General features: G+C 41.7%; 17 protein-coding genes, 2 tRNA genes and 2 pseudogenes. 14 read left to right on the top strand and 7 right to left on the bottom strand.

Features of this window, described 5'->3' with window-relative positions; translation table 11 throughout:
• Window position 1: 1 nt before the first annotated feature.
• Window positions 2-73: transfer RNA gene (locus SR187_RS00675), tRNA-Gln, on the top strand.
• A gap of 11 nt (window positions 74-84) precedes the next feature.
• Window positions 85-168: transfer RNA gene (locus SR187_RS00680), tRNA-Leu, on the top strand.
• A gap of 71 nt (window positions 169-239) precedes the next feature.
• On the opposite strand, the gene SR187_RS00685 is transcribed toward SR187_RS00680, so the two are convergent.
• The 4 genes and pseudogenes from SR187_RS00685 to SR187_RS00705 form a co-directional block, all read right to left on the bottom strand.
• Window positions 240-1,496 (bottom strand): ISL3 family transposase, encoded by a 1,257-nt coding sequence (locus SR187_RS00685; protein WP_120171193.1) that lies wholly within the window; start codon window positions 1,494-1,496, stop codon window positions 240-242.
• Window positions 1,497-1,762: 266 nt separating this feature from the next.
• Window positions 1,763-2,965 (bottom strand): IS110 family RNA-guided transposase, encoded by a 1,203-nt coding sequence (locus tag SR187_RS00690; protein WP_120171194.1) that lies wholly within the window; start codon window positions 2,963-2,965, stop codon window positions 1,763-1,765.
• A 147-nt stretch (window positions 2,966-3,112) separates the two neighbouring features.
• Window positions 3,113-4,500 (bottom strand): annotated as a pseudogene (locus tag SR187_RS00695) (IS3 family transposase).
• Between the two features lie 19 nt (window positions 4,501-4,519).
• A pseudogene (locus tag SR187_RS00705) lies at window positions 4,520-5,418 on the bottom strand (ISL3 family transposase); the annotation flags it as partial.
• A gap of 557 nt (window positions 5,419-5,975) precedes the next feature.
• Between SR187_RS00705 and SR187_RS00710 the strand changes: the two are divergent.
• The 8 genes from SR187_RS00710 to SR187_RS00745 all read left to right on the top strand — a co-directional run bounded on the left by SR187_RS00710 (window position 5,976) and on the right by SR187_RS00745 (window position 11,511).
• Window positions 5,976-6,419 carry a zinc-dependent MarR family transcriptional regulator gene (locus SR187_RS00710; RefSeq protein ID WP_120171195.1) on the top strand — a complete coding sequence of 148 codons (444 nt, stop codon included), beginning with the start codon at window positions 5,976-5,978 and terminating at the stop codon, window positions 6,417-6,419.
• The gene (locus SR187_RS00715; RefSeq protein WP_024532267.1) at window positions 6,420-7,124 is read left to right on the top strand and encodes a metal ABC transporter ATP-binding protein; all 705 of its coding nucleotides are present in this window, start codon (window positions 6,420-6,422) and stop codon (window positions 7,122-7,124) included.
• The gene (locus tag SR187_RS00720) at window positions 7,102-7,929 is read left to right on the top strand and encodes a metal ABC transporter permease (protein ID WP_162496979.1); all 828 of its coding nucleotides are present in this window, start codon (window positions 7,102-7,104) and stop codon (window positions 7,927-7,929) included. The genes SR187_RS00715 and SR187_RS00720 overlap by 23 nt, the downstream gene beginning before the upstream one ends.
• A gap of 9 nt (window positions 7,930-7,938) precedes the next feature.
• On the top strand, window positions 7,939-9,456 hold the full coding sequence (locus tag SR187_RS00725) for a zinc ABC transporter substrate-binding protein AdcA (protein ID WP_120171197.1): 1,518 nt from the start codon (window positions 7,939-7,941) through the stop codon (window positions 9,454-9,456).
• An 89-nt stretch (window positions 9,457-9,545) separates the two neighbouring features.
• On the top strand, window positions 9,546-9,866 hold the full coding sequence (locus SR187_RS00730; protein WP_120171198.1) for a transposase: 321 nt from the start codon (window positions 9,546-9,548) through the stop codon (window positions 9,864-9,866).
• Window positions 9,863-10,747 (top strand): IS3 family transposase, encoded by an 885-nt coding sequence (locus SR187_RS00735; RefSeq protein ID WP_120171199.1) that lies wholly within the window; start codon window positions 9,863-9,865, stop codon window positions 10,745-10,747. The genes SR187_RS00730 and SR187_RS00735 overlap by 4 nt, the downstream gene beginning before the upstream one ends.
• Window positions 10,748-10,859: 112 nt before the next feature.
• Window positions 10,860-11,300, top strand: coding sequence for a CopY/TcrY family copper transport repressor (locus SR187_RS00740; protein WP_162496980.1), 441 nt, complete (start codon window positions 10,860-10,862; stop codon window positions 11,298-11,300).
• Between the two features lies 1 nt (window position 11,301).
• Entirely contained in the window at window positions 11,302-11,511 is a 210-nt protein-coding gene (locus SR187_RS00745) for a heavy-metal-associated domain-containing protein (RefSeq protein WP_024532271.1), read from the top strand.
• Between the two features lie 240 nt (window positions 11,512-11,751).
• Here the strand turns inward: SR187_RS00745 and SR187_RS00750 are convergent, their stop codons facing one another.
• Window positions 11,752-12,153, bottom strand: coding sequence for an HIT family protein (locus SR187_RS00750; protein ID WP_024532272.1), 402 nt, complete (start codon window positions 12,151-12,153; stop codon window positions 11,752-11,754).
• A 59-nt stretch (window positions 12,154-12,212) separates the two neighbouring features.
• Window positions 12,213-13,469 carry a tyrosine--tRNA ligase gene (tyrS, locus tag SR187_RS00755; protein ID WP_120171201.1) on the bottom strand — a complete coding sequence of 419 codons (1,257 nt, stop codon included), beginning with the start codon at window positions 13,467-13,469 and terminating at the stop codon, window positions 12,213-12,215.
• A gap of 317 nt (window positions 13,470-13,786) precedes the next feature.
• On the opposite strand from tyrS, the gene pbp1b reads away from it, so the two are divergent.
• The 4 genes from pbp1b to SR187_RS00780 all read left to right on the top strand — a co-directional run bounded on the left by pbp1b (window position 13,787) and on the right by SR187_RS00780 (window position 24,901).
• On the top strand, window positions 13,787-16,186 hold the full coding sequence (gene pbp1b / locus SR187_RS00760) for a penicillin-binding protein PBP1B (RefSeq protein WP_024532274.1): 2,400 nt from the start codon (window positions 13,787-13,789) through the stop codon (window positions 16,184-16,186).
• A gap of 608 nt (window positions 16,187-16,794) precedes the next feature.
• Entirely contained in the window at window positions 16,795-20,355 is a 3,561-nt protein-coding gene (rpoB, locus tag SR187_RS00765) for a DNA-directed RNA polymerase subunit beta (protein ID WP_120171202.1), read from the top strand.
• Window positions 20,356-20,758: 403 nt separating this feature from the next.
• Entirely contained in the window at window positions 20,759-24,406 is a 3,648-nt protein-coding gene (gene rpoC / locus SR187_RS00775) for a DNA-directed RNA polymerase subunit beta' (RefSeq protein ID WP_024532259.1), read from the top strand.
• A gap of 126 nt (window positions 24,407-24,532) precedes the next feature.
• Entirely contained in the window at window positions 24,533-24,901 is a 369-nt protein-coding gene (locus SR187_RS00780) for a DUF1033 family protein (protein WP_120171203.1), read from the top strand.
• Between the two features lie 37 nt (window positions 24,902-24,938).
• Here SR187_RS00780 and SR187_RS00785 read toward each other — a convergent pair whose 3' ends face one another.
• Entirely contained in the window at window positions 24,939-25,889 is a 951-nt protein-coding gene (locus SR187_RS00785; protein ID WP_024532257.1) for a S66 family peptidase, read from the bottom strand.
• Between the last annotated feature and the right edge of the window lie 46 nt (window positions 25,890-25,935).

Here is a 25,935-nt window from a genome sequence, read left to right on the forward strand (position 1 = left end):
TTGGGGTATCGCCAAGCGGTAAGGCAAGGGACTTTGACTCCCTCATGCGTTGGTTCGAATCCAGCTACCCCAGTTAAGCTATATGCCGGCGTGGCGGAATTGGCAGACGCGCTGGACTCAAAATCCAGTGTCCTCACGGACGTGCCGGTTCGACCCCGGCCGCCGGTATAGTTAAAAAAGACAAGGTTTCCGAACCTTGTCTTTTTGGTTCTTTGTCAACTGTAGTGGGTGACTTATAGCTAAGCGCGAGAGGAGACGAACTTCGTCTTCTCATTTTTGATGTTCAAGGCGATTAAGATACGTTTCTTGAAATTGTCAAAGTTCTTGTAACCAAAGGCATTGCGCTTGATGTCTTTGATGAGTTTGTTAGTGGCCTCAAGTTTAGCGTTAGAGTAAGGCAATTCAATGGCGTTAGTGATGTAGTTTTTATAGCGAATAAATGTGCTCAAAGCGGTTTTAAAGGTGCGATTGAGATGAGGTAAAGCGTCTTGAATTAAGCCCCAAAACTGCTCAGTATTCTTCTCTTGCAGGTGGAAAAGGAGTAACTGGTACAGGTCATAGTAATCTTTAAGCTCAGGGACCAGTTTGAACATCTTATTGAGACATTCTCTAGGCGTTAGAGTCTCTCTAAAAGATCTAGAGTAGAAAGCCTTAGGAGATAGTTTCCGACTATCTTTTTGAATAAGTCTCCAGTAGTACTTAAGAGCTCTGTATTCAAGAGATTTATCGTCAAATTGCTTCATGATTTCAATACGTGTTTGCTTGAGAGCTCTATTGATGTGCTGGACAATGTGGAAACGATCGAGGACAATTTTGGTATTTGGAAATAATTTCTTAATGAGAGGGATATAGCTCCCTGACATATCGACAGTGACGACTTTAACTTTTTTTCTAGCTTCTTTCGAGTACTTGAAGAAATGATTTCGGATGGTTGTTTGACGTCTGTCATCAAGGATGGTAATGATTTTCTTGGTGTTAAAATCCTGAGCAATGAAGGCCAGTTTTCCCTTCTGGTAGGAGAACTCATCCCAGGAAAGCACTTCTGGCAAAGTAGTGTACTCCTCTTGGAAATGAAATTGCTTGAACTTGCGATAGACAGTAGAGGTAGAGATAGCGAGCTTAGCAGCGATATGGGTAAGAGCCTCTCTGTTGAGCAATAGGTGAGCGATTTTCTGTCTCACTATTTCAGAAATTTGGCAATTTTTCTGAACGAGAGATGTTTCAGAAACAGTTACTTTTCGACAGGACTTGCACTGAAATCGTCTCTTTTTCAAACGAATGAGGCTAGGGAAACCAGCAATCTCAATAAAAGGGATTTTAGAAGGTTTCTGGAAGTCGTATTTGATTTGTTTTCCTTTACAGTGTTTACATTTGGGAGGGTGATAATCAAGTGTAGCGGTGACTTCGATATGGGTATCGTGTTGAATGGCTTTATTTAAGATGATATTTTTGTCTTTAATTCCGATGAGTAATGTGGTATTATTGATGTGTTCCATAAGATACTTTCTAATGAGTTGTTTAAGCGCTTTTCATTATAAGTCTTATGGGACTTTTTTGATACTCAAAAAGCCCTATAATCTCCACAGTGGGGTTTACCCACTACAGAAATTATAGAGCCAGAAAAAAACAAGTCAAGATAGTAACTTTTGTAAGGTTGCTATCTTATTTTTGTCAGTTATTCAGCTAAAAAAGTGTACAGAAAAACAACACCTTATTTTGAATATTTTTGATAAGGTGTTACAATGATAGAGCACAGACAACTTTATTGATTTTGGGTCGAATCGTAATCGTAAAGCTTGTTATGCGTAATGAGGTAATACATTGTCTGAATGAGACGATGTATAGAGGCAATCGTATGTGGCTTAGATGAAGCTATTTGCGATTGTCTTTTTCGTTTCTCATAAAAGTCTGCGATATGGCAAGGATTGGTGTGGCTAGCTGAAGCGATATTGTGAATGCCCTTAAACAGAATCTTTCTGGCATAAGGGTTGCCACGTTTAGTGATGTGTTCCTTGGTCAGGAAGTTCCCAGATTCATAGTGTCTGAGATCAATTCCGATAAAAGCGTTGATTTGATTGGCAGACTGAAACCGACGAATGTCCCCGAGTTCGCCAATAATGCTTGTTGCAGTTGTTTCTGCGATATCAGGAATAGACAGTAGAATGTTGTACTCTGGTAAAGGTTGAGCTAGAATGACCATTTCATCTAAAACCGCTCGTCTGCGTTCAGAAAGTCTAAGTAATTCTTGGGCATAGTAACGAACCTCTTCCATCATCGGAGAGGTTTTCTTGACCGCACAGTAGGACTGTTTGGCGAGTTCAGTTAATTTGTCCGTCAGATAAACAACACGCTTTTCAGAAATGCGTGTTGAAGTAGATTGGCGAATAACCTCCATCAAATGACTTTGAGTTAGGCGCAATACAGACTCCTTACACGGAAAGGCCATGACCAGGTTCCAGTATTGTTCACCAGTTGGCGCTGATAAGATGTGTTCTATCTCAGGGAAAGTGACTTGTAGGACCTTATGTAGCCTATTCTTAGTTCGTACGATATCTTCTGTCAGGTTCTGATAGAAGCGACTTAAATCTCGTAGATTTTGATAGACTTCTTCTTGAACATAAGTCGGTTTACGATTCAGTACAAATTGAGATTGTGCTAGTTTTTCTGCATCAATTTTGTCTGTCTTACGGACACGTAGGCTGTCCAGTTGTTTCTTAGCTTCTAGAGGATTTAGTCGTGTATAAACGTAGCCATTGTCCTCGAGAAAAGCCTGAAGCCGACGAGGATAAACGCCTGTCGCTTCAAAGATAATCTCAGGGTTATGGACAGTTTTCAAATCGTTGGATAAACGAGCGAAGCCTACCGCATTGTTAGGCATGGTGTAGCCATGAACTTTTTCGCCATTGACTAAAATAGCCACTTCCGAATTTGCTTTACTGACATCAATCCCAAATACTGTACGCATGATATTACCTCTTTTGTCTTGAATGATTCCTTGTTTTAGTGATGTCATTTTCAATACACGACGTCAAGCGTCCCACATACTTTGATAACATTCTCCCTAAAACAGGTGTCTTGCCAGTTTTTGTTACGACGTCCAGCGTCAAGCGACTTAACAAGGCACCACTAATTTAACATAAAGAAAAAGTAGTGAGTACTTTCTCCCGTCGGAGATTTCCTCACTACTAATCTTAGTATGTTTTAGTTTTGTCTTAATGCGTGTGTTGTAGTAAAAAATATAGTCTGTAATTGCTCGTTCAAGCTGTTCTAGTGATTTGAAGGTCTTTTCATAGCCATAAAACATCTCGGATTTAAGGATGCCAAAGAAGGATTCCATCATCCCATTGTCAGGGGCATTGCCTTTGCGAGACATGGAAGGACGAATGCCCTTAAATTCCAAAAAATGATGATAGGACTGATGTTGATACTGCCAACCTTGGTCACTATGAAGGATCGTTCCTCGGTAAGAGTTACCTGGAAATGCCTTCTCAAGCATGGTTTGGACTTGTTTTAAGTCTGGCTAGCGTGATAAGGTGAAATCAATAATCTCACTATTATAACCATCAAGAACGGGTGATAGATAGAGCTTTCCTTCTGGTAGAGCAAACTCTGTCACATCTGTATAACACTTCTCATAGGGCTTAGCTGCTTCAAACTGACGATTGATCAGATTAGCAGCCTTCTTCCCAACGTCACCCTGATAGGAAGCATACTTGCGTTTACGGCGGATACGAGCAACCAAACCCATTTCTTGCATCAGGCGTTGAACTTTCTTGTGATTCACACAGAACCCACGATTACGAAGTTCTAAGTGAATCCGACGATAGCCATAATTTCCCTTGTGCCCAGTGTGGATGTCTTGAATCATCTTCTTTAACTCTTTATTCTTATCATCTTTCTCAAGTTGCTTCAGCTGATAATAATAGGTAGCACGGGCTAATTGAGCTGTTGTTAGGAGGTTATCTAGTCGGAATCCTCCCTCAACCATTTCTCTAATTGTTTCTGCCTTTCTCTCGCTAAGGCTTCGTCCCTGAGGCGCAGTTCCCTCAACTTTTTTAGATAGGGCACCTCAGTTCGTAGACGTTCATTTTCGTGCTGAAGGCGCTCCAATTCTGTCATTTCTTCCCAAGTTTTCTTTGGTTTACGTCCCATTTTAGGTATCCTTCCTCTAGGTTTCTCAAGAATAGCATACCCGTTTTTCTTGTATTGCGCTATCCAATTAGGTAGTGTCCCTATATTTGGCAGTGCGTAATCCAGTGAAACGTCTAGTTGAGAACGGCCTCTTAGTAGGACTTCATTTATGATTTCCTCTTTCAGCTCTGGTGAATAGTAGTTGTTTTTCCCTTTTTGGGCACAGTCTAAGCCATGTTTGTCAATCAGTCGGACCAAGTATTGGAGATGAGCTTTATTCACATCAAATTTTTGGCTGAGTTGTGGCCAAGTCCAACCTAATTGTTTTAAGTGATAGATTTCAACTTTATCGTTAGCGTTTAATGTCATAAGAAAAGCACCCCAATCGTTAGATTTTGTATCCAACTTTTGGGGTGCAGTTCAATGTCGTCTTCTCCTTTGTTACATTCAAAGCGAGATAAATCCGTTTTTTAAAATTGTCAAAGTTCTTGAAGCCAAAGGACTTGAGCTTGATGACTTTGATAAGATTATTCGTTGCCTCCAGTTTGGCATTTGAAGTTGAATGAACTTCCAATAACGCTTGAGAGCCTTATATTCAAGAGATTTTCTGTCAAACTGATTCATGACTTGGATACGCACACGGTTTGTAGCTTGGCTAAGATATTGGACAATATGAAAGCGATCTAGCACAATTTTAGCGTTTGGAAATAGTTTCTTAGCGATGTTATAGTAGAGACTAAGCATGTCCATGGTAATGACTTTGACTCGGCTTCTGATCTGTCTAGGATAGCGTAGAAAGTGATTGCGAGTAGTAACCTGAGTCCTTCTGTTAAGGATTGTGATAATGTTTTGTGAGTCAAAGCCTAGTACAATGAAATTCATCTTTCCCTTCTTGAAAGCATATTCGTCCCAATTCATGTGGGCAGGAAGCCAGTTCAGGTCTGTCTTGAACTTGAATTCCTTGAGTTTACGAATGACCGTTGATGGGGAGACAGCTAAGGCCTGAGCAATGGCTGTCATGGATTCTTTTTCGATGAGCTTTTGAGCGATTTTCTGATTGACAACCGTTGCAATTTGGTGGTTTTTCTTGACCAGAGATGTCTCGGCGACAGTTATCTTCCCGCACCTTGACAACGGAAACGCCGTTTGCGCAGTCGGATTAATGTCTTATACCCAGCACATTCCAGATAGGGGATTTTCGATGGTTTGTTGGAAGTCGTATTTGACTGTCTGACCGTGACAGTTGTGACATACAGGTGCTGGATAGTGCAAGCTATCGCTGATTTCTTATATGTATCGCAGTCCTAATAGTTCAAGATAGTGATGTTTGTTTTTTCCTAGAGTCTCAGGATTCTTCGTCAGAGTGTTTATTTTCACTTGGAACTTTTAACGTTTTCATATCTTGTATAGATGAGAAAAGGTGTACGATTTATCCTGCATGGTCTCATCGACATCCCAGACGCAGTACCAACGAATCATGTGACATAGTAGTGATAAAACTTATGTAATGGAAGTAGAGCAGGGAGCTGCTTATTTCAATTCTGTTCCTGAAAAGATGGTAGACTGAAAGCGTGAATGATGACTATTGTTCACAAATATAGAATAGCACAAATAGAATGAGATATGAGGGATTTATGTTCTCTCGTTAAAAGTTAGTTAAACTGTCGTGCGCTAGACTAGCACGCACGGTGGTGTGAGAGGGGCTGGAGATTAACCCCTACCCAATTTTTAGATAGATAGTATATTTGTTTGATTTACGGATAGAGGGTGGAGTGCTTTGCTCTTGTGTTTTTTCCTTATGCGTGATATACTTAATAGGTTAATTAAAGGGTTAAGGGCTTGTTATGAATCATATTGCGTTAGAAATTGAAAAGTGTCTTCATGAAATTGTCTTGAGTTCAGAAAACCAATTGGAGATTCTGGTTGGTTCTTGTAAAAGCACGGTTAAGCTGACGAACACCCAAGAGCATATTTTGATGCTGATTGAAAAAGAGGCTTATACCAATACAGAGATTGCAAAACAGTTAAATGTTAGTCAGGCAGCCATTACAAAGGCAACTAAGTCTCTAGTCGCTCAAGGGCTTTTGGTAGGGGTACGTGATGCGAAAGATGCTCGGATTGTGCGGTTCAGTTTGACAGAGGAGGCTAAGCCGATTGCGGTAGAGCATGCGCATCATCATGCCCATACCCTGGAGGTCTATGAGGAGTTGCTAGCAAATTACAGTGTAGAGGAGCAGGAGCTTATCGGGCGTTTTATGAATGATTTGGTGGAGAAGATTAAGAAATAGATGAGATATATTACGGTTGAAGATTTATCTTTTTACTATGACAAAGAGCCAGTTTTGGAACATATTCATTACCATCTTGATAGTGGTGAGTTTGTGACGCTGACCGGTGAGAATGGAGCTGCTAAGACTACCTTGATTAAAGCTACTCTGGGTATATTAAAGCCCAAGCAAGGGAAGGTATCTATTGCTGAGAAAAGCACCAAGGGGAAGAAGTTACGAATGGCCTATCTGCCTCAGCAAATAGCCAGTTTCAATGCTGGATTCCCAAGTACGGTCTATGAATTTGTAAAATCTGGTCGTTATCCCCGTCAAGGATGGTTTCGTCGGCTGACCGAACACGATGAAAAACATGTACGTATTAGCTTAGAATCTGTTGGTATGTGGGAACATCAGGACAAAAAATTGGGCTCTTTGAGTGGGGGACAAAAGCAACGTGCAGTGATTGCCCGTATGTTTGCATCAGATCCAGATATTTTTGTGTTGGATGAACCTACAACAGGGATGGACAGCGGTACAAAGGAGGCTTTTTATGATTTGATGCATCATTCTACAAAAAAACATGGTAAGTCAGTGTTGATGATTACCCATGATCCGGATGAATTAAGGAAGTATGCAGATAGAAATATCCATTTGATCCGCGATCAGCACTCTCCTTGGCGTTGTTTTAATGTCCATGAAACAGATGGGGAGGTTGCTCGTGTTTGATTTGTCTATTTTTAACTATGACTTTATGCAGCGAGCTTTTTGGGCTATCATTGCCATGAGTCTGTTTTCACCAATTTTGGGTGTATTTCTGATTTTAAGGCGACAAAGTTTGATGAGTGATACACTCAGTCACGTTTCATTGGCTGGTGTGGCTTTCGGTATAGTTTTGGGGATTTCACCAACTGTTTCAACGGTTCTTATCGTGATTGTTGCAGCTATATTCTTGGAATATCTGCGAACGATTTATAAGAATTTTATGGAAATCGGAACAGCTATTCTGATGTCAACTGGTTTGGCTATCTCGTTTATTGTGATGAATAAGTCTGGAGGGAAGTCGGGACTCAATTTGGAACAGTATCTTTTTGGTTCCATTGTGACAATCAGTCAAGAACAGGTGGCAGCACTATTTGGGATTGCCTTGATTGTCATCATACTGACCATGCTCTTTTTACGCCCCATGTATGTTTTGACTTTTGATGAGGATACGGCTTTTGTGGATGGATTACCTGTGCGGGTGATGTCCATTGCTTTCAATATTGTGACCGGTGTTGCGATTGCTTTGATGATTCCCGCTGCTGGAGCTTTGTTGGTTTCGACGATTATGGTTTTACCGGCTTCAATTGCCTTACGCCTAGGAAAAAGTTTTAAGACAGTACTCTTTATGGGGATGGTGATTGGGTTCCTTGGAATGGTTATGGGGTTGCTTACTTCCTATTATATGGAGACACCGGCTAGCGCAAGCATTACATTGATTTTCATTAGTATCTTTTTGCTGGTGAATTTGGTTCAGAAATTAAAAAAATAAGGAGTTAAAATGAAGAAGATTGGCTTATTGATGTTATTTGTTTCAGCTTTATTCTTGGGAGCTTGTGGGAATGGCAAGACTTCTACAAATGGTAAGTTGAATATTGTGACAACCTTTTATCCTGTTTATGAGTTTACCAAACAAGTAGTGGGTGATGAGGCTACTGTTGATTTATTAGTTAAGGCAGGTACCGAAGTTCATGGTTATGAGCCTTCAGCCAAAGATGTTGCGCGTATTCAGGATGCGGATGCCTTTGTATACGAAAACGAAAACATGGAAACTTGGGTTCCTAAGCTTAAGAAATCAATTGACGCGAAAAAGGTTACTGTGATTAACGCTACAGAAGGGATGCTCCTATTACCAGGTGGTGAGAAAGAGCATGAGGGCCATGATCATGGTCATGGGGAGGATGGCCATAGCCATGCTTACGACCCTCATGTATGGTTGTCTCCTGAACGCTCTATTGCCTTGGTAGAAAATATTCGTGATGGTTTGGTCGCTAAATACCCAAATAAGAAGGAAGTCTTTGAGAAAAATACAACAGCCTATATTGAAAAATTGAAGGCCTTGCATGCAAAATATTCTGAAACATTATCTGCGGCTAAGCAAAAATATTTTGTCACTCAGCATACAGCTTTTGCATATCTAGCTTTGGATTATGGTTTGAAACAAGTCTCTATCACAGGCGTTTCAGCAGATAAAGATCCAACGCCATCACGTTTGGCAGAATTGACAAAATATATCAATAAATATGGCATTAAATATATCTATTTTGAGGAGAATGCTTCTAAATCTGTAGCAGAAACCCTTGCCAAAGAAACCGGTGTTCAACTAGATGTGTTGAATCCTCTGGAAAGTTTGACAGACGAAGATATGAAGAAGGGGAAAGATTATATTTCTGTGATGGAAGATAATCTAGCTGCGCTTGAAAAAACAACTTCTCAGGCTGGTTCTGAAATTTTACCAGAGGAAGGCGAAACAACAGCCAAGACGGTCTATAATGGGTATTTTGAAGACAGTGCTATAAAAGATCGTACTCTTTCAGATTATGCTGGAGAATGGCAGTCAGTTTATCCTTATCTTTTAGATGGTACTCTAGATCAAGTTTTTGATTATAAGGCAAAGCTAAAGGGCGGCATGACTGCAAAAGAGTATAAAGATTACTATACTATTGGTTACAAGACAGATGTTGATCATATCAATATAAAAGATGATACAATGGAATTTGTAGTAGGTGACAAAAAAGAGAAGTTTACCTATAAGTATGTTGGTTACAAGGTTTTGACCTATAAAAAAGGGAATCGTGGTGTTCGTTTCTTGTTTGAAGCTACGGATGCTAATGCAGGTAGATTTAAGTATGTGCAATTTAGCGATCACAATATTGCTCCTGTTAAGACTGGTCATTTCCACATCTATTTTGGTGGAGAGAGTCAAGAAAAACTTCTGGAAGAATTGGAAAACTGGCCTACGTATTATCCAAATAGTCTAACTGGCTTGGAGATTGGACAGGAAATGTTAGCACACTAAAAATAAAAAGAAGGCCGAAGAGAAAAGAACCCCTTATAATGGACAGTATAAAAAGTACTATACTGTTCTTATAAGGAGGTTCTTTTCTCATGGCTAAAAAAGGAAGTAAATTTACAAAGTATCCACCTGAATTCAAAATACAAGTAGTCGAGGACTATCTTAGTGGGAAAAGTGGTGGTATGGACTCAATTGTAAAAAAGTATGGCTTGAAATCAAACAATCAAGTCCTCACATGGACTAGAAAATATCACGAAAATCCACAATTGCTCCACCAAGATTTAAGAGGTGCTAAATCAACTGGTCGCCCAAAATCAACCAATCTTGATGAAATGACAATAGAGGAACAGAATGCCTTTCTTCGTATGGAGAATGACATTTTAAAAACCTTAAGGACTCTCCTCAGAAAGTGAGAAGAGTCCACCTTTATCAAGTCGTTGAACAATTGAAAGAACGTTATTCCATCTCCCGTTTATGTGCCTATTTGGGTTTCCCTAGGTCATCATACTACCTCTGGTTAAGCAATGGAAAACCTGAACACAAGCGGTTTAACCCTGACCTAGCACAGGTCATTACAGCTATTTTTAATGAGACTCAGAAAGGTTATCGTTTCATTTGTTATCAACTGAGAAGAAAATACGATATTTTCTGTCATCCTAAAACTGTCCTACGCTATATGCGTATTCTGGGTTTGAAGTCGCCAATTCGAAAGAAACGCTATCATTCTTGCACACAGCGTGAGATAAATGAAAAGGCAAGACACGTCCACTACAACGTGCTTGCCCGAAACTTTAAAGCAGAACGTCCTCTCCAGAAACTAACAACGGATGTCAGTTATGTTTACCACAAACAGGGAAGGATGTTCCTTAGCGTCATAAAAGATTGTTATGACAACTCTATTCTAGCATATACTCTTTCAGATTATAACGATAATCAGCTCGTTTTTGAAAATTTAGACCTCGTCTTCAATGAAAATTGGGATGCCACACACATTTGTGTCTTGCATTCTGATCAAGGTTTTCAGTACACCAACCAACTTTATCTCAGAAAACTAGACCAGTATGGTGTTACGATTTCCCATTCTGGAAAAGGGAATTGTTATGACAATGCTTCTTGTGAAAATTTCTTTTCCCATCTCAAGAGTGAGTCCTTACGACTCTTTCCTCCTAATAACAGAGATGAACTCATCCAACAAATTAAAGAATACATGGACTGGTATAACTATGATAGACCACAAGAAATATTAAAAGGTATGACCCCTATGGAATTCAGGGAGTCATACCTTACTAACTAATATTCTTTTTTACACTGTCTATTTTAGACGGGGCTTGACAAAGAGAATTCGGTCTTTCTTCTTGACATGATTTGACTACAAGTGTAAACTGAAAATAATTGGAGGTGATGCGGTGGAACAGACTATTTCGGCTGCTGAGTGGCAGGTGATGCGAGTGCTATGGGCACAGCCTGGGGTAACCTCTCAGGAAATTATTCAGGCTTTACAGAAGGGGTTCGATTGGCAGGCAACAACGATTAAAACTCTTTTAGGGCGTTTGCGGAAAAAGAATTATCTACGTATGGTCAAGGAAGCTAGCAAGTATCGTTATTATCCGCTGGTTAGTGAAGAAGCACATTTGCAGAGGCAAGTAGAAACTTTGTTAGCGACTATGTGTTCAACAAAACAGGGGCAGGTGGTGGAAAAACTGCTAGACATAGGGATGTTTTCCCAAAAAAGTCTGGAGAATTTGGTGAAAAAAATTCGGCAGTTGCAGGAAACAGCGCCTGAACAGATTGTTTGTCGATGCTTAGCAGGACAATGTACTTGTGGGGGCCATCAGAAAGGAACTTGATATGAAACAACTCTTGAAATTGAAGAATATGTCTTGTCAAAATTGTGTCAAACATGTGACTAAGTATTTATTGGATTTGGAAGGTGTGGAGGAAGTGCACATTCATTTAAAGGAAGGATTGGCTGAGGTTGAGACTTCGGTAGTCTATGGATTGGAGCGCTATCAAGAAGTTCTGGAAGAGACGATTTATGATGTTGAGGAGCTGGTATAGTTTTCTAAAAAATAGGCTTACACATTGCGAATGTACTTTTTAAGATTTGCTCTAATGGGGCGGTTTTAGTCCATTTGTCTGGAATCTTTATGGAAATCTATATCTCCTCTACCTTCTGATTTTGAGTAACGGTTTGGGAAAATCATAAAAGGCTTAGAAGCACATTGGTAAAAATGTGGATACTAAGCCTTTTTTGAATGAGTCGTGTCGAGAATAGGCTCCTTCTACTGGGGAGAAGCATCAAAAGCGTTTTTCGTGACTGTCTTTTAGTGCTTGGAGGAAGTGAGTGAGGTCTAGCTGGATTCGTCTGGGGGATAGCTGCTCCCAAAAATCATCTGTGCGAAAACGAGGAATGAGGTGGATATGGAAGTGGGTACCAGGGTCAAACAAACGATCGTTGCAAGCAAGGGTCACTCCATCAATCGCTAGATGTTGGCAAAGCTGTTCGGTTAGGAGAGCTTCTAAGTCAGCCAACTCGTAGCGGGTGGCCGGGGGAAGTTGACTAAGTTTGTCATAGTGTTGTTTGCTGATAATGAGCAGGTGTCCAGTCTGAATAGGATCGATATCCCATACGATTTTGAAGTTCTCTGTTTGGTAGAGAATATCTTCTTTCCTGATTTGCTCACAAAAAATACAGGTCATAAGCGACTCCTTATAAAAATATGCCAAAAGGAAATCGGTTAGGATTTCCTTTGTTTGTTCTAATAAGTCAATACGGAGTATTTTTTCTTACCGCGGCGGATAACGGTCAGCTCATCATCAATCTTATCACTGTCTGAAAGGGTGTAGTTCAGATCTTGTATGCGTTCACCATTTATATAAATGGCACCGTTTTGCACATCTTCACGAGCTTGACGTTTGGAGCTGACAATACCGGAGGTAACCAGTAGTTCAATGATGTTAAGATTATCATCAGCTTGGACTGCATAGTTAGGAACATTGCTGAGCCCTTGCTTGAGTTCTTTGGCGGAAAGGTTTTTGATGTTTCCAGCAAAAAGTTGCTCGGTAATATTGAGGGCTTGTTTATAAGCTTCTTCACCGTGAACCAAGGTAACTACCTCACGAGCCAAGATTTTTTGAGCTAGACGTTCATGGCGGGCAGCATCAAATTCTTTTTCGATTTCAGTGATTTCATCCAAGCTTAAGAAGGTAAAAATCTTAAGGAAGCGGACAGCATCGTCATCCATGACATTGAGCCAAAATTGGTACATTTCGTAAGGAGAGGTTTTATCAGCATCTAACCAAACGGCATTACCTTCAGACTTACCAAATTTTTTACCGGTTGAGTCGGTAATAAGGGGAACTGTCAAGACATGCCCTTGCTTATCTGCTTTACGGCGGAGCAATTCGGTTCCTGCGGTCATGTTGCCCCACTGATCTGAACCTCCGATTTGTAAAGTGACATTGTGTTTGTCATTCAGTTCGTAGAAATCGTAACCCTGCATGATCTGGTAGGCAAACTCGGTGTAGGAAATTCCTGTTTCAATCCGTTTTTTGACGGATTCCTTGCTCATCATGTAATTAACAGTGTAGTATTTGCCAACATCGCGTAGGAAATCAATGAAACTGATAGAGCTGAACCAATCGTAGTTGTTGACCATCTCAGCCTTGTTTTCTCCGTTTTCAAAATCAAGGAAACGAGATAGTTGGTTTTGGATTTTACCGACCCAGCCATCAACAGTTTCTTTGGTTTGGAGGCTTCGTTCAGCATCTTTGAAGGAAGGGTCTCCAATTAGACCTGTTGCACCACCAACCAGAGCATAGGGCTTGTGTCCAGCTAATTGTAAATGCCGAAGGACTAGGATAGGAACCAAGTGACCTAGATGCAGACTGTCAGCCGTAGGGTCGTAGCCAGAGTAGAAAGAAACTTTTCCTTCTGTTAGGGCTTTTACTAGGGCTTCTTCGTCTGTTGTTTGAAAGACCAAGCCACGAGCTTGGAGTTCTTCAAAAATATTCATTAGACTTTCTCCTTAAAATAAGATACGAGACCGTAAAAATTCGAGAGAAAAATAGGAAATCGACACTGTGTCAACAGACACAAGGAGATTTATCTTTTTTCCGACGAATTTAGGTCGAGTTCAATTAAAAGATACGAGACCGTAAAAATTCGAGAGAAAAATAGGAAATTGACGTATGAGTACTCGACACTAGGAGACATATTCTTTTTCAACGAATTTAGGTCAAAATCAATTATAAAATTTCTTCTTCATTATACCACGAAATTGCGGAAAATAAACAAAATTTGGTATAATGGAGCAATGAGGAGTTATTTATTATGGCATCTAAGATAAATAAGCAAGAACTGAAAAAGAGATTTACTGATATAGGATTGGGAGATAAACTGGGAGTTTTTCTTCGTACATTGAAGGTTTTATCAGATTCGATAGTTGTATTAGCAGTACTATTTAGTCTGTTTGGCGCAGGGGTTGGGGTTGGTTTTGTTGTCAATCTATTTGACAATGTTGAGATTCCTAAGACAGAGGAATTAGTAAAAAAGGTTTCAGCAGTCAGTCGGATTTCAAAAGTTGTCTATTCAGATGGTAGCTTGGTTGCGGAAGTAAATTCTGATTTACTTCGTATGCCAGTTGCTTTAGGAGATGTTTCTGATTACTTAAAGCAGGCTGTGATAGCGACAGAGGATGAAACCTTTGAAACTCATAATGGTGTTGTACCGAAAGCTGTTTTGCGTGCCGCCTTGGGGGCTGTTGGATTTGGTTCTTCTAGTGGTGGTTCAACTTTGACGCAGCAGCTAATTAAGCAACAGTTAGTCGGGGATGCTCCGACCTTTGCTCGTAAGGCCAATGAGATTGTTTCTGCTTTGGCTCTAGAACGAAATATGAGCAAGGAAGAGATTTTGAACACTTACCTAAATGTCTCACCTTTTGGGCGGAATAATCAAGGAAAGAATATTGCTGGTGTAGAAGCAGCAGCTCAAGGTATTTTTGGTAAGTCAGCTAAGGAACTAACTCTACCTCAGGCTGCTTTTATTGCAGGTTTGCCACAGAGTCCGATTACCTACTCTCCATATACATCGGATGGTGCTCGTAAGTCGGATGCCGATATGATTCCTAGTCTTGAGCGTTATCAAGATGTTTTATTCAGCATGTACCGTGCTTCTTTTTTGACGAAGGAAGATTATGAAAGGTATAAAGAATATGATATCAAGCAGGATTTTGTTGCCCCTGCTCCTGTAATGACTGATACCAAAGATTATCTCTATTACGAGGTGATGGAAGAAGCTCAACAGATGATGTTTAATTATTTGGTGAAGCGAGATAAGGTCTCTGAGGGGGATCTAAAAAATGATGAGACAAAAGCCTCATATAAAGAATTAGCTAAACAAGAACTTAGTCAGGGTGGATATACGATTAAGAGTACAGTAGATAAATCTATCTATGCGGCCATGCAATCAGTGGTGGCAAATCATGGATCTGTACTAGATAATGGAAACAAATATGTAGAGACAGGTAGTGTCCTAATTGATAATGCTACGGGGGCTGTTTTAGGTTTTGTAGGTGGTCGTGATTATGCAAAAAATCAAAATAACCATGCCTTTGATACTTTGCGCTCACCGGCTTCAACTATCAAGCCGTTGTTGGCCTATGGCATTGCGATTGATCAAGGGTTGATGGGATCGGCAAGTATTCTTTCCAACTATCCAACTAATTTCTCTAGTGGTCAGCCGATTATGTATGGTACTAGTCGCGGTACAGGAATGATGAACTTACAGACTGCTATTGATATGTCTGTCAATATCCCTGCTTTTTGGACTTATAAGATGTTGCAGAATGCGAACATAGATGTCAAAGGCTACATGGAAAAAATGAATTATCATATTCCAGTGTATGACATTGAAAGTTTGCCACTCGGTGGAGGAATTGAAGTTTCTGTTTCAACGAACACTAATGCTTATCAAGCTCTAGCTAACGGTGGTGTCTACCATAAGCATTATATTGTGGAAAATATTACGGCAGCAGATGGGACGGTGGTATACCAGCATGAAGCTGCTCCTGTCCAGGTTTATTCCAAAGCGACTGCAAGTATTATGAACCAACTCTTGCGACAGGTAGTGAGTTCAGGATATACAACAACATTTAAGAGTCGCTTGAGTGGTCTCAATCCACAGGCGGCAGCATCTGATTTTATCGGGAAAACAGGTACCAGTAACGAGGTGAACGATGTTTGGCTCATGTTATCTACTCCGAGGGTGACTTTGGGGACCTGGGCCGGAAATGATGATAATTCAGAGATGTATGTGTGGACGGGCTACCATAATAACTCACAGTATGTAGCTCACATGGTTGATGCTCTTTATCGGGTTAAGGCAGATATGTTTACGGGACGGTTTGAATTGGATCGAAGTATCCTTGCGTCCAATGTTCTGGCCTCTACTGGTCAACGTCCGGGGATGGCACAGGTCAATGGTCGTCAAGTGACTGTTGGTGGTGCAGTAACCACGAGTTATTGGGCAAAGAATGGTGCGCCTGTAACCAATTATAATTTTATGATTGGGGGTACGGATAATGACCGAGCTCAGGCTTGGAATAGCATTCTTAGCTCGCAAACAAATGTCCCAGATAGTTCAAGCAACTCTAGCTCTCAGGCAACACAGACAACTCAAACGTCTGAAACACAAACGGCAACAGATGAACAAAATAGCGATGATTTTCCTTGATTTTTTCTAGTGACTATGCTATAATGATGTAAATAATTTGTCGTGTGTCTTGTTTGAAATATTGTCCAAACAAGACTTACAGCAGTTAAATCAAACTTTTTTAAAGGAAGATTTAGCTGCTCTTTTTGTGTCTATATGGGATTTTTGTGGTAGATGTTATCTATTCTTAAAGATTCCAAATTTTCAGAAAAAGGATGAATGGTAGTCATTGCAATGACTATTGATACATTAGACCTAAATTAGTGTGAAGAAAAGAAATGCAATCGTTTTGGCTTTAGCTGATGGCTCGCCTCTATGGTGTTCCTTGTGTCCAACGACACGGCATCCCTCTTCTATTTTCACTTTGGTTTCCACGGTCTCGTATCTTTTAATTGAACTCGCCTACAACTCTGTGAAAAAAGATAAACACTTCCTCGGAGGTTTGCCACCGTCGTCGCGTTTCCTATTTTTCTTTGAGTTGCTTACGGCTTAGTATCTTTAATTGAACTCGGGCTACACTCCTGTAGAAAAAGATACATCTCCTTGCAATCCTTAGATTGCTTTGTCGATGTCCTATTTTCTTTTGGAGTGTTAGACGCCCTCGTATCTTATTACAAAGGAGAAAACTTTTGGCAGGACATGAAGTTCAGTACGGCAAGCACCGTACCCGTCGTAGTTTTTCAAGAATCAAGGAAGTTCTTGATTTACCGAATTTGATTGAAATTCAGACAGATTCTTTCCAAGACTTTTTGGACTACGGTTTGAAAGAAGTCTTTGAGGATGTGCTTCCAGTATCAAACTTTACGGATACCATGGAATTGGAATTCGTTGGTTATGAATTGAAAGAGCCTAAGTATACATTGGAAGAGGCACGTGCACATGATGCTAACTACTCAGCCCCTATTTATGTGACTTTCCGCCTTGTCAACAAAGAAACAGGTGAAATCAAGACTCAGGAGGTCTTCTTTGGTGAGTTTCCGATCATGACGGAGATGGGAACCTTTATTATCAACGGTGCAGAACGGATTATTGTTTCTCAGTTGGTTCGTTCACCGGGTGTTTACTTTAATGATAAAGTAGACAAGAATGGTAAAGTTGGTTATGGTTCAACAGTCATCCCGAACCGTGGTGCTTGGTTAGAATTAGAGACTGATTCAAAAGATATTGCTTACACTCGTATTGACCGTACTCGTAAAATTCCGTTCACGACACTTGTGCGTGCTCTTGGTTTTTCAGGTGACGATGAGATTTTTGACATCTTTGGTGATAGTGAGTTGGTTCGCAATACCATTGAAAAGGATATTCACAAAAATCCAGCAGATTCTCGTACCGATGAAGCACTCAAAGAAATTTATGAGCGTCTCCGTCCGGGTGAGCCGAAGACTGCTGAAAGTTCCCGTAGCCTTTTGACTGCTCGTTTCTTTGATTCACGTCGCTATGACTTGGCGCCGGTTGGTCGTTACAAGATCAATAAGAAGCTCAGTCTTCGTACTCGCTTGCTCAACCAGACTCTGGCTGAGCATGTGATTAACGGTGAAACAGGTGAAATTGTTTTGGAAGCTGGCACAGTATTGAGTCGTGATGTGCTTGAAAGAGTAGAAGCTCAGTTTGACGAACTCAACTTGGTGGAATACATTCCAAATGATTCTGCTGTCCTTCTTGAGCCAGTTCTTTTGCAAAAATTTAAGATTGTTGCGCCTAAGGATCCAGAACGAGTTGTGACGGTTATTGGCAATGCCAATCCATCTGAAAATGTTCGTACAGTGACACCTGCGGATATCTTGGCTGAAATGAGCTACTTCCTTAACTTGTCCGAGGGTCTTGGTCGTGTAGATGATATTGACCACTTGGGTAACCGTCGTATCCGTGCGGTTGGTGAGTTGTTGGCAAACCAAGTTCGCATTGGTTTGACGCGTATGGAGCGCAACTTGCGTGAGCGTATGTCCGTTCAAGATAATGAAGTATTGACTCCGCAGCAAATCATCAATATTCGTCCTGTAACGGCTGCTATCAAAGAGTTCTTCGGTTCATCACAGTTGTCTCAGTTCATGGATCAACACAACCCGCTTTCAGAGCTATCTCACAAGCGTCGTCTATCAGCCTTAGGACCTGGTGGTTTGACTCGGGATCGTGCAGGTTATGAAGTTCGAGACGTTCACTACACTCACTATGGTCGTATGTGTCCGATTGAAACACCTGAGGGACCAAACATTGGTTTGATTAACAACTTGTCGTCTTATGGACACCTTAACAAGTATGGTTTCATTCAAACTCCATATCGTAAGATTGACCGTGCAACAGGTACGGTTACTAATGAAATCGTGTGGTTGACAGCCGATGAAGAAGATGCTTATATCGTGGCTCAGTCAACATCACCACTGGATAAAAACAACCGTTTCGTTGACAAGATTGTCATGGGGCGTCACCAAGGGAACAACCAAGAATTTCCTGCTGATTCAGCGGACTTTATGGATGTTTCACCTAAACAGGTAGTTGCGGTTGCGACAGCATGTATCCCTTTCTTGGAAAATGATGACTCTAACCGTGCCCTTATGGGAGCCAACATGCAACGTCAGGCTGTTCCATTGATTGATCCAAAGGCTCCTTACGTTGGTACTGGTATGGAATACCAAGCAGCCCATGATTCTGGTGCGGCTATTATCGCTCAACACAATGGTAAGGTAACCTATGCAGATGCGGACAAGGTAGAAGTTCGCCGCGAGGATGGTTCGCTTGATGTGTACCGCATATCTAAATTCCGCCGTTCAAACTCAGGTACGGCCTATAACCAACGTACACTCGTTAAATTGGGTGATATAGTTGAGAAAGGTGACTTTATCGCAGATGGTCCATCTATGGAAAACGGGGAAATGGCTCTTGGTCAAAACCCAATCGTTGCCTATATGACTTGGGAAGGATACAACTTCGAGGACGCTGTTATTATGAGTGAACGTTTGGTGAAGGATGATGTTTATACATCTGTTCATCTGGAGGAATACGAATCAGAAACACGTGATACGAAGTTAGGTCCTGAAGAAATTACTCGTGAAATTCCAAACGTTGGTGAGGATGCACTCAAAAACTTGGATGAAATGGGAATTATCCGTATCGGTGCAGAAGTTAAAGAAGGCGATATTCTTGTTGGTAAAGTCACACCAAAAGGTGAGAAAGATCTTTCTGCTGAGGAGCGTCTCTTGCATGCTATCTTCGGTGATAAATCACGTGAAGTACGTGATACTTCTCTTCGTGTACCACACGGTGCAGATGGTGTTGTTCGCGATGTGAAAATCTTTACGCGTGCTAACGGTGATGAGCTACAGTCAGGTGTCAATATGCTGGTGCGTGTGTATATCGCTCAAAAACGTAAGATTAAGGTCGGAGATAAGATGGCCGGTCGTCACGGTAACAAGGGTGTCGTTTCTCGTATCGTACCAGTTGAAGATATGCCATATCTTCCAGATGGAACACCAGTTGATATCATGTTGAACCCACTTGGGGTGCCGTCTCGTATGAATATCGGTCAGGTTATGGAACTGCATTTGGGTATGGCTGCTCGTAACTTGGGTATCCATATCGCAACACCGGTTTTCGATGGTGCGAGCTCAGAGGATCTCTGGTCAACTGTTAAAGAAGCAGGAATGGATTCTGATGCCAAGACCATCTTATACGATGGCCGTACTGGTGAACCATTTGATAACCGTGTGTCTGTTGGTGTCATGTACATGATCAAGCTCCATCACATGGTCGATGATAAGCTTCATGCTCGTTCTGTCGGACCATACTCCCTCGTTACGCAACAGCCGCTCGGAGGTAAGGCTCAATTTGGTGGTCAGCGTTTTGGGGAGATGGAGGTTTGGGCACTTGAAGCCTACGGTGCTTCCAATGTTCTTCAAGAAATCTTGACCTACAAGTCAGATGATGTAACAGGTCGTCTGAAAGCTTATGAAGCGATTACGAAAGGTAAGCCAATTCCAAAACCAGGAGTTCCAGAATCCTTCCGCGTTCTTGTCAAAGAATTGCAATCACTTGGTTTGGATATGCGTGTCCTGGATGAAGATAATAATGAAGTAGAATTACGTGACCTTGATGAAGGTGAAGATGACGACATCATCCACGTAGATGATCTTGAAAAAGCGCGTGCGAAAGCCGCTGCAGATGCAGCCGCAGCCTTCGCAGCCGCAGAGGACTAAAAACATCCGGGGGATGTTTTTAGCCCGACTCCTAGAAATACGAAAGAGTCGGAACGTCCGGGGGATGTTTTTAGCCCGACTCCTAGAAATACGAAAGAGTCGGAACGTCCGGGGGATGTTTTTAGCCCGACTCCTAGAAATACGAAAGAGTCGGAACGTCCGGGGGATGTTTTTAGCTCGACTCCTAGAAATACGAAAGAGTCGGAACGTCCGGGGGATGTTTTTAGCTCGACTCCTAGAAATACGAAAGAGTCGGAACATCCGGGGGATGTTTTTAGCCTGACACCTAGAATGTAAAGGTGTCGGTTAGGAAGGAGATAAAAGCCCCTTCCGCTCATTCTCACTATTGAAAAATTCGAGGTATGGGAAACCGACCTCTCACAAGTAAAGAAAGGGATTATTAGTGGTTGATGTAAATCGATTTAAAAGTATGCAAATCACGTTAGCTTCACCAAGCAAGGTCCGCTCATGGTCTTATGGTGAGGTTAAAAAACCTGAAACAATCAACTATCGTACACTCAAGCCAGAACGTGACGGTCTTTTTGACGAGGTGATTTTTGGTCCAACCAAGGATTGGGAGTGTTCATGTGGAAAATACAAGCGTATCCGTTACAAAGGAATTACTTGTGACCGCTGTGGTGTAGAAGTGACTCGTGCCAAAGTTCGTCGTGAGCGTATGGGGCACATCGAGTTGAAGGCACCCATTTCACATATTTGGTATTTCAAGGGGATTCCAAGCCGTATGGGCTTGACCTTGGATATGAGTCCTCGTGCGCTGGAAGAAGTTATCTATTTTGCGGCTTATGTGGTTATCGATCCAAAAGATACCCCGCTTGAGCACAAATCAATCATGACTGAACGTGAGTATCGTGAACGCTTGCGTGAGTATGGTTATGGCTCATTTGTTGCTAAAATGGGAGCAGAAGCCATTCAAGATCTTTTGAAACAAGTTGATCTTCCAAAAGAAATTGCGGCTTTGAAAGAGGAATTAAAAACAGCTTCTGGTCAAAAGCGGATTAAGGCAGTTCGTCGCTTGGACGTACTGGATGCTTTTTACAAATCTGGGAACAAGCCTGAATGGATGATCCTTAACATTCTTCCGGTTATTCCACCAGATTTGCGTCCGATGGTCCAGTTGGATGGGGGGCGTTTTGCTGCTTCTGACTTGAATGAATTGTACCGCCGTGTTATTAACCGTAATAACCGTTTGGCGCGCCTTTTAGAGCTAAATGCTCCAGGAATCATCGTGCAAAACGAGAAACGTATGCTACAAGAAGCGGTTGATGCTTTGATTGATAATGGTCGCCGTGGCCGTCCTATCACAGGACCGGGTAGCCGTCCACTCAAATCGCTCAGCCACATGCTAAAAGGTAAGCAAGGTCGATTCCGTCAAAACTTGCTTGGTAAGCGTGTTGACTTCTCAGGTCGTTCGGTTATCGCTGTTGGTCCAACTCTTAAAATGTACCAATGTGGTGTTCCACGTGAGATGGCTATTGAGTTGTTCAAGCCATTTGTCATGCGTGAAATTGTCGCTCGTGAAATTGCTGGTAACGTAAAGGCTGCAAAACGTTTAATTGAACGTGGGGATGATCGTATTTGGGACATCTTGGAAGAAGTTATCAAAGAACATCCTGTTCTCTTGAACCGTGCACCGACCCTCCACCGTTTGGGTATTCAGGCTTTTGAGCCGGTTCTTATTGATGGTAAGGCTCTTCGTCTGCATCCACTTGTCTGTGAAGCTTATAATGCGGACTTTGACGGTGACCAGATGGCGATTCACGTTCCGTTATCAGAAGAAGCACAGGCAGAAGCTCGTATCCTCATGCTGGCAGCAGAACACATCCTAAACCCTAAAGATGGTAAGCCAGTTGTAACACCGTCTCAAGATATGGTCTTGGGTAACTATTATCTAACCATGGAAGATGCGGGTCGTGAGGGTGAAGGTATGGTCTTTAAAGATGCGGATGAAGCCATTATGGCCTACCGCAATGGTTATGTTCATTTGCACACACGTGTAGGGATTGCAACGGATAGTCTAGATAAGCCTTGGAAGGATAATCAAAAACACAAGGTGATGATGACAACCGTTGGAAAAATCTTGTTCAACGCAATCATGCCAGAAGGTCTGCCTTATTTACAAGAGCCAAATAATGCCAACTTAACTGATGGTACACCAGATAAATACTTCTTGGAACCGGGTTCTGACATCAAAGCGGCTATTGCAGCCTTACCTCTCAATCAACCGTTCAAGAAGAAAAATCTTGGAAATATCATCGCTGAAATCTTCAAACGTTTCCGTACAACAGAAACTTCAGCCCTTCTTGACCGCTTGAAAGACTTGGGTTACTATCATTCAACGCTCGCTGGTTTGACAGTGGGTATTGCAGATATTCCAGTTATTGATAACAAGGCTGAAATCATTGAAGAGTCTCACGAACGCGTAGAGCAAATCAAGAAACAATTCCGTCGTGGTATGATTACCGATGATGAACGATATGCAGCAGTTACTGATGAGTGGCGTTCGGCTAAAGAGAAACTTGAAAAACGCCTTGTTGAAAAACAAGATCCGAAGAACCCTATCGTTATGATGATGGACTCTGGTGCTCGTGGTAACATCTCCAACTTCTCACAGCTTGCGGGTATGCGTGGTCTGATGTCAGCACCGAATGGACGTATCATGGAATTGCCAATCTTGTCTAACTTCCGTGAGGGTCTTTCGGTACTCGAAATGTTCTTCTCAACTCACGGTGCCCGTAAGGGTATGACGGATACGGCCTTGAAGACTGCCGATTCTGGTTACTTGACTCGTCGCTTGGTTGACGTTGCCCAAGATGTGATTATCCGTGAGGATGACTGTGGAACTGACCGGGGTCTTGACATCCGTTCTATTACCGATGGTAAGGAAATGATTGAGCCACTTGAAGAACGTCTTCAAGGACGTTACACCAAGAAAACTGTTAAACATCCTGAAACCGGCGCAGTTATTATCGGTCCAAATCAATTGATTACTGAAGATATTGCCCGTGAAATCGTAAATAGTGGTGTGGAGCAAGTGACTATCCGTAGCGTATTTACATGTAATACTCGACATGGCGTCTGCCGTCACTGCTATGGTATCAACTTGGCAACAGGAGATGCAGTTGAAGTTGGTGAAGCAGTTGGTACGATCGCTGCTCAGTCTATTGGTGAGCCTGGTACACAGCTTACCATGCGTACCTTCCACACGGGTGGTGTAGCCTCAAACAGTGATATTACACAGGGTCTTCCTCGTGTTCAAGAAATCTTTGAAGCGCGTAACCCTAAAGGTGAAGCGGTCATTACCGAGGTCAAAGGTGAAGTCACAGCGATTGAAGAAGATGCTTCGACGCGTACCAAGAAGGTCTTTGTCAAAGGTGTTACGGGCGAAGGTGAGTATGTAGTGCCATTTACAGCTCGTATGAAGGTTGAAGTAGGTGATCAAGTTGCTCGCGGTGCTGCTCTTACAGAAGGTTCTATCCAGCCAAAACGCTTACTTGAAGTTCGTGATGTCTTGGCAGTGGAAACCTATCTTCTTTCTGAAGTTCAAAAAGTTTACCGTAGTCAAGGGGTAGAAATTGGCGACAAACACATTGAGGTTATGGTTCGTCAGATGCTTCGCAAAGTACGTGTTATGGATCCGGGTGATACCGATCTTCTTATGGGGACACTTATGGATATTACTGACTTTACCGATGCCAATGCTGAAGTGGTCATTGCAGGTGGTATTCCAGCGACAGCACGCCCAGTCCTTATGGGGATTACCAAGGCTTCCCTTGAGACTAACTCATTCTTATCGGCGGCATCCTTCCAAGAAACGACTCGTGTTCTTACAGATGCAGCGATTCGTGGTAAACGTGATAACCTTCTTGGTCTTAAAGAAAATGTTATCATCGGTAAGATTATTCCGGCAGGTACAGGTATGGCCCGCTATCGTAATCTTGAACCACAAGCTATCAATGAGGTTGAAATCATTGAAGATACTATAGCTGAAGAGCTTGCTGAGGAAGCTAGGCTTGAAGAAGCGACTGAATAATAGACAAGCACATCTCAATTTGGAGATGTGCTTTTAGCTTTTTTATATAGGGTATTTGGTAAGCAGAATGTTTTCTAAAATTGTACAATTGAGATATAATTGTATAGGAAAAAGGAAGTATGTAGTATGTATCAAGTGATTAAAATGTATGGGGATTTTGAACCATGGTGGTTCCTAGATGGTTGGGAAGAAGATGTTGTCAGTAGGACAGTTTTTGACCGTTATGAGGATGCCATCAATGCTTTTCAGAGAGAGTGGTTGTTGTTATCAGAGAGCTTTCCCATGAGGAAAAGTAAAAATGAGACCATGGTGGCTTTCTGGGATGAATCCGACCGGCATTGGTGTGAGGAATGTGATGAGTATCTGCAACGCTATCATTCACTCATGTTGTTGGAATCTAAGGAACACTTACCCACTGGGATCGCAAATAAATTAAAGCAATCGAGAATGAGACCATGTAAGCTAAATCAAAGTAAGTGTATTAATTATGAATAGGAAAAAGGATTGACCTCAATTGGATCAATCCTTTTTGCTAGTAAAATCTAACTGACAAACTTTCCGTGTCTACTTGCACCTGTCCGCCAATAGTAATGGTAAAGAGAGGTTGAGTATGGGCGAAGTCCAAATCATAAAGTACTGGGATGGTGTTGAGGATGGGGTGCTTATCCAAGATGGCCAAGAGAATTTCTTCAGTCATTTTTGTTTCCTTTGGAAAACGTCCCAATAAGACAGCTTGAGGATTAGGGTAGGCCTGAAGAAGAGCAGCCAAGTGCCGACTGATAACATCGTAGCGATCGTCTTCGGCTTCTTCCAGAAAAAGTATGTACCTATCAGGTTTGGGTGCAAACTCAGTTCCGGTTAGAAGATTAAGCGTTGAGATATTTCCACCTATAGCAATGCCAGAGGCCTGACCTGGATTGTAGACTTTCCAGTCAGTTGGGAAAAAGGTGCGAGGAGTATCAGGTAAGTACCAAGCATCATTAGACCATTGAGAGCTCGGAATCAATTCGTACTGATTTTGCGTAACTGCTTTGAGCCAAGAATCGGTTTGGTACGGTTGACCTTCTTTCATCTTAAAGCTAGAATAGGCCGGTCCCATGTAGGTTTGCATGCCAGTCTTGGCGTAGATGGCATTGAGGAGAGCAGTCGTATCTGAATAGCCGCAGAAAATTTTCGGATTGCGTGCAATCAGGTCATAATCCAGATAAGGCAAGAGTTCGTTACAATTGAAGCCGCCGATGGTTGTCATGATAGCGTCAACTGTCTCATCCGAAAAGGCAACCTCTAAATCTGCCACCCGACTCGCTATGGAAGAAGAATAGAAAATATCATTTTCAAAATAATGCTCAGAAAAAGAAAGTTTGAATCCTAGTTCTTCCAATTTTTCTTTTGCTGCCAAATTGGCCTCAAAGCCACCGATTCTCTCAATAGAAGATGATGGGCTAACGATGCGAATATGATTGCCTTGTCTTAATTTTTCCATAGTTACCTCTAAATTCTTTTATATTCTATAAAAAATCAAAAGTTGA

Source organism: Streptococcus ruminantium, from assembly GCF_003609975.1.
GTDB classification, from domain to species: domain Bacteria; phylum Bacillota; class Bacilli; order Lactobacillales; family Streptococcaceae; genus Streptococcus; species Streptococcus ruminantium.

What these genes read in the sequence shown, in the direction of transcription:
- SR187_RS00685 (WP_120171193.1), bottom strand. Translation starts at nt 1,496, where the DNA reads ATGGAACACATCAATAATACCACATTACTCATCGGAATTAAAGACAAA.
- SR187_RS00690 (WP_120171194.1), bottom strand. Translation starts at nt 2,965, where the DNA reads ATGCGTACAGTATTTGGGATTGATGTCAGTAAAGCAAATTCGGAAGTG.
- SR187_RS00710 (WP_120171195.1), top strand. Translation starts at nt 5,976, where the DNA reads ATGAATCATATTGCGTTAGAAATTGAAAAGTGTCTTCATGAAATTGTC.
- SR187_RS00715 (WP_024532267.1), top strand. Translation starts at nt 6,420, where the DNA reads ATGAGATATATTACGGTTGAAGATTTATCTTTTTACTATGACAAAGAG.
- SR187_RS00720 (WP_162496979.1), top strand. Translation starts at nt 7,102, where the DNA reads ATGGGGAGGTTGCTCGTGTTTGATTTGTCTATTTTTAACTATGACTTT.
- SR187_RS00725 (WP_120171197.1), top strand. Translation starts at nt 7,939, where the DNA reads ATGAAGAAGATTGGCTTATTGATGTTATTTGTTTCAGCTTTATTCTTG.
- SR187_RS00730 (WP_120171198.1), top strand. Translation starts at nt 9,546, where the DNA reads ATGGCTAAAAAAGGAAGTAAATTTACAAAGTATCCACCTGAATTCAAA.
- SR187_RS00745 (WP_024532271.1), top strand. Translation starts at nt 11,302, where the DNA reads ATGAAACAACTCTTGAAATTGAAGAATATGTCTTGTCAAAATTGTGTC.
- SR187_RS00750 (WP_024532272.1), bottom strand. Translation starts at nt 12,153, where the DNA reads ATGACCTGTATTTTTTGTGAGCAAATCAGGAAAGAAGATATTCTCTAC.
- tyrS (WP_120171201.1), bottom strand. Translation starts at nt 13,469, where the DNA reads ATGAATATTTTTGAAGAACTCCAAGCTCGTGGCTTGGTCTTTCAAACA.
- pbp1b (WP_024532274.1), top strand. Translation starts at nt 13,787, where the DNA reads ATGGCATCTAAGATAAATAAGCAAGAACTGAAAAAGAGATTTACTGAT.
- SR187_RS00780 (WP_120171203.1), top strand. Translation starts at nt 24,533, where the DNA reads ATGTATCAAGTGATTAAAATGTATGGGGATTTTGAACCATGGTGGTTC.
- SR187_RS00785 (WP_024532257.1), bottom strand. Translation starts at nt 25,889, where the DNA reads ATGGAAAAATTAAGACAAGGCAATCATATTCGCATCGTTAGCCCATCA.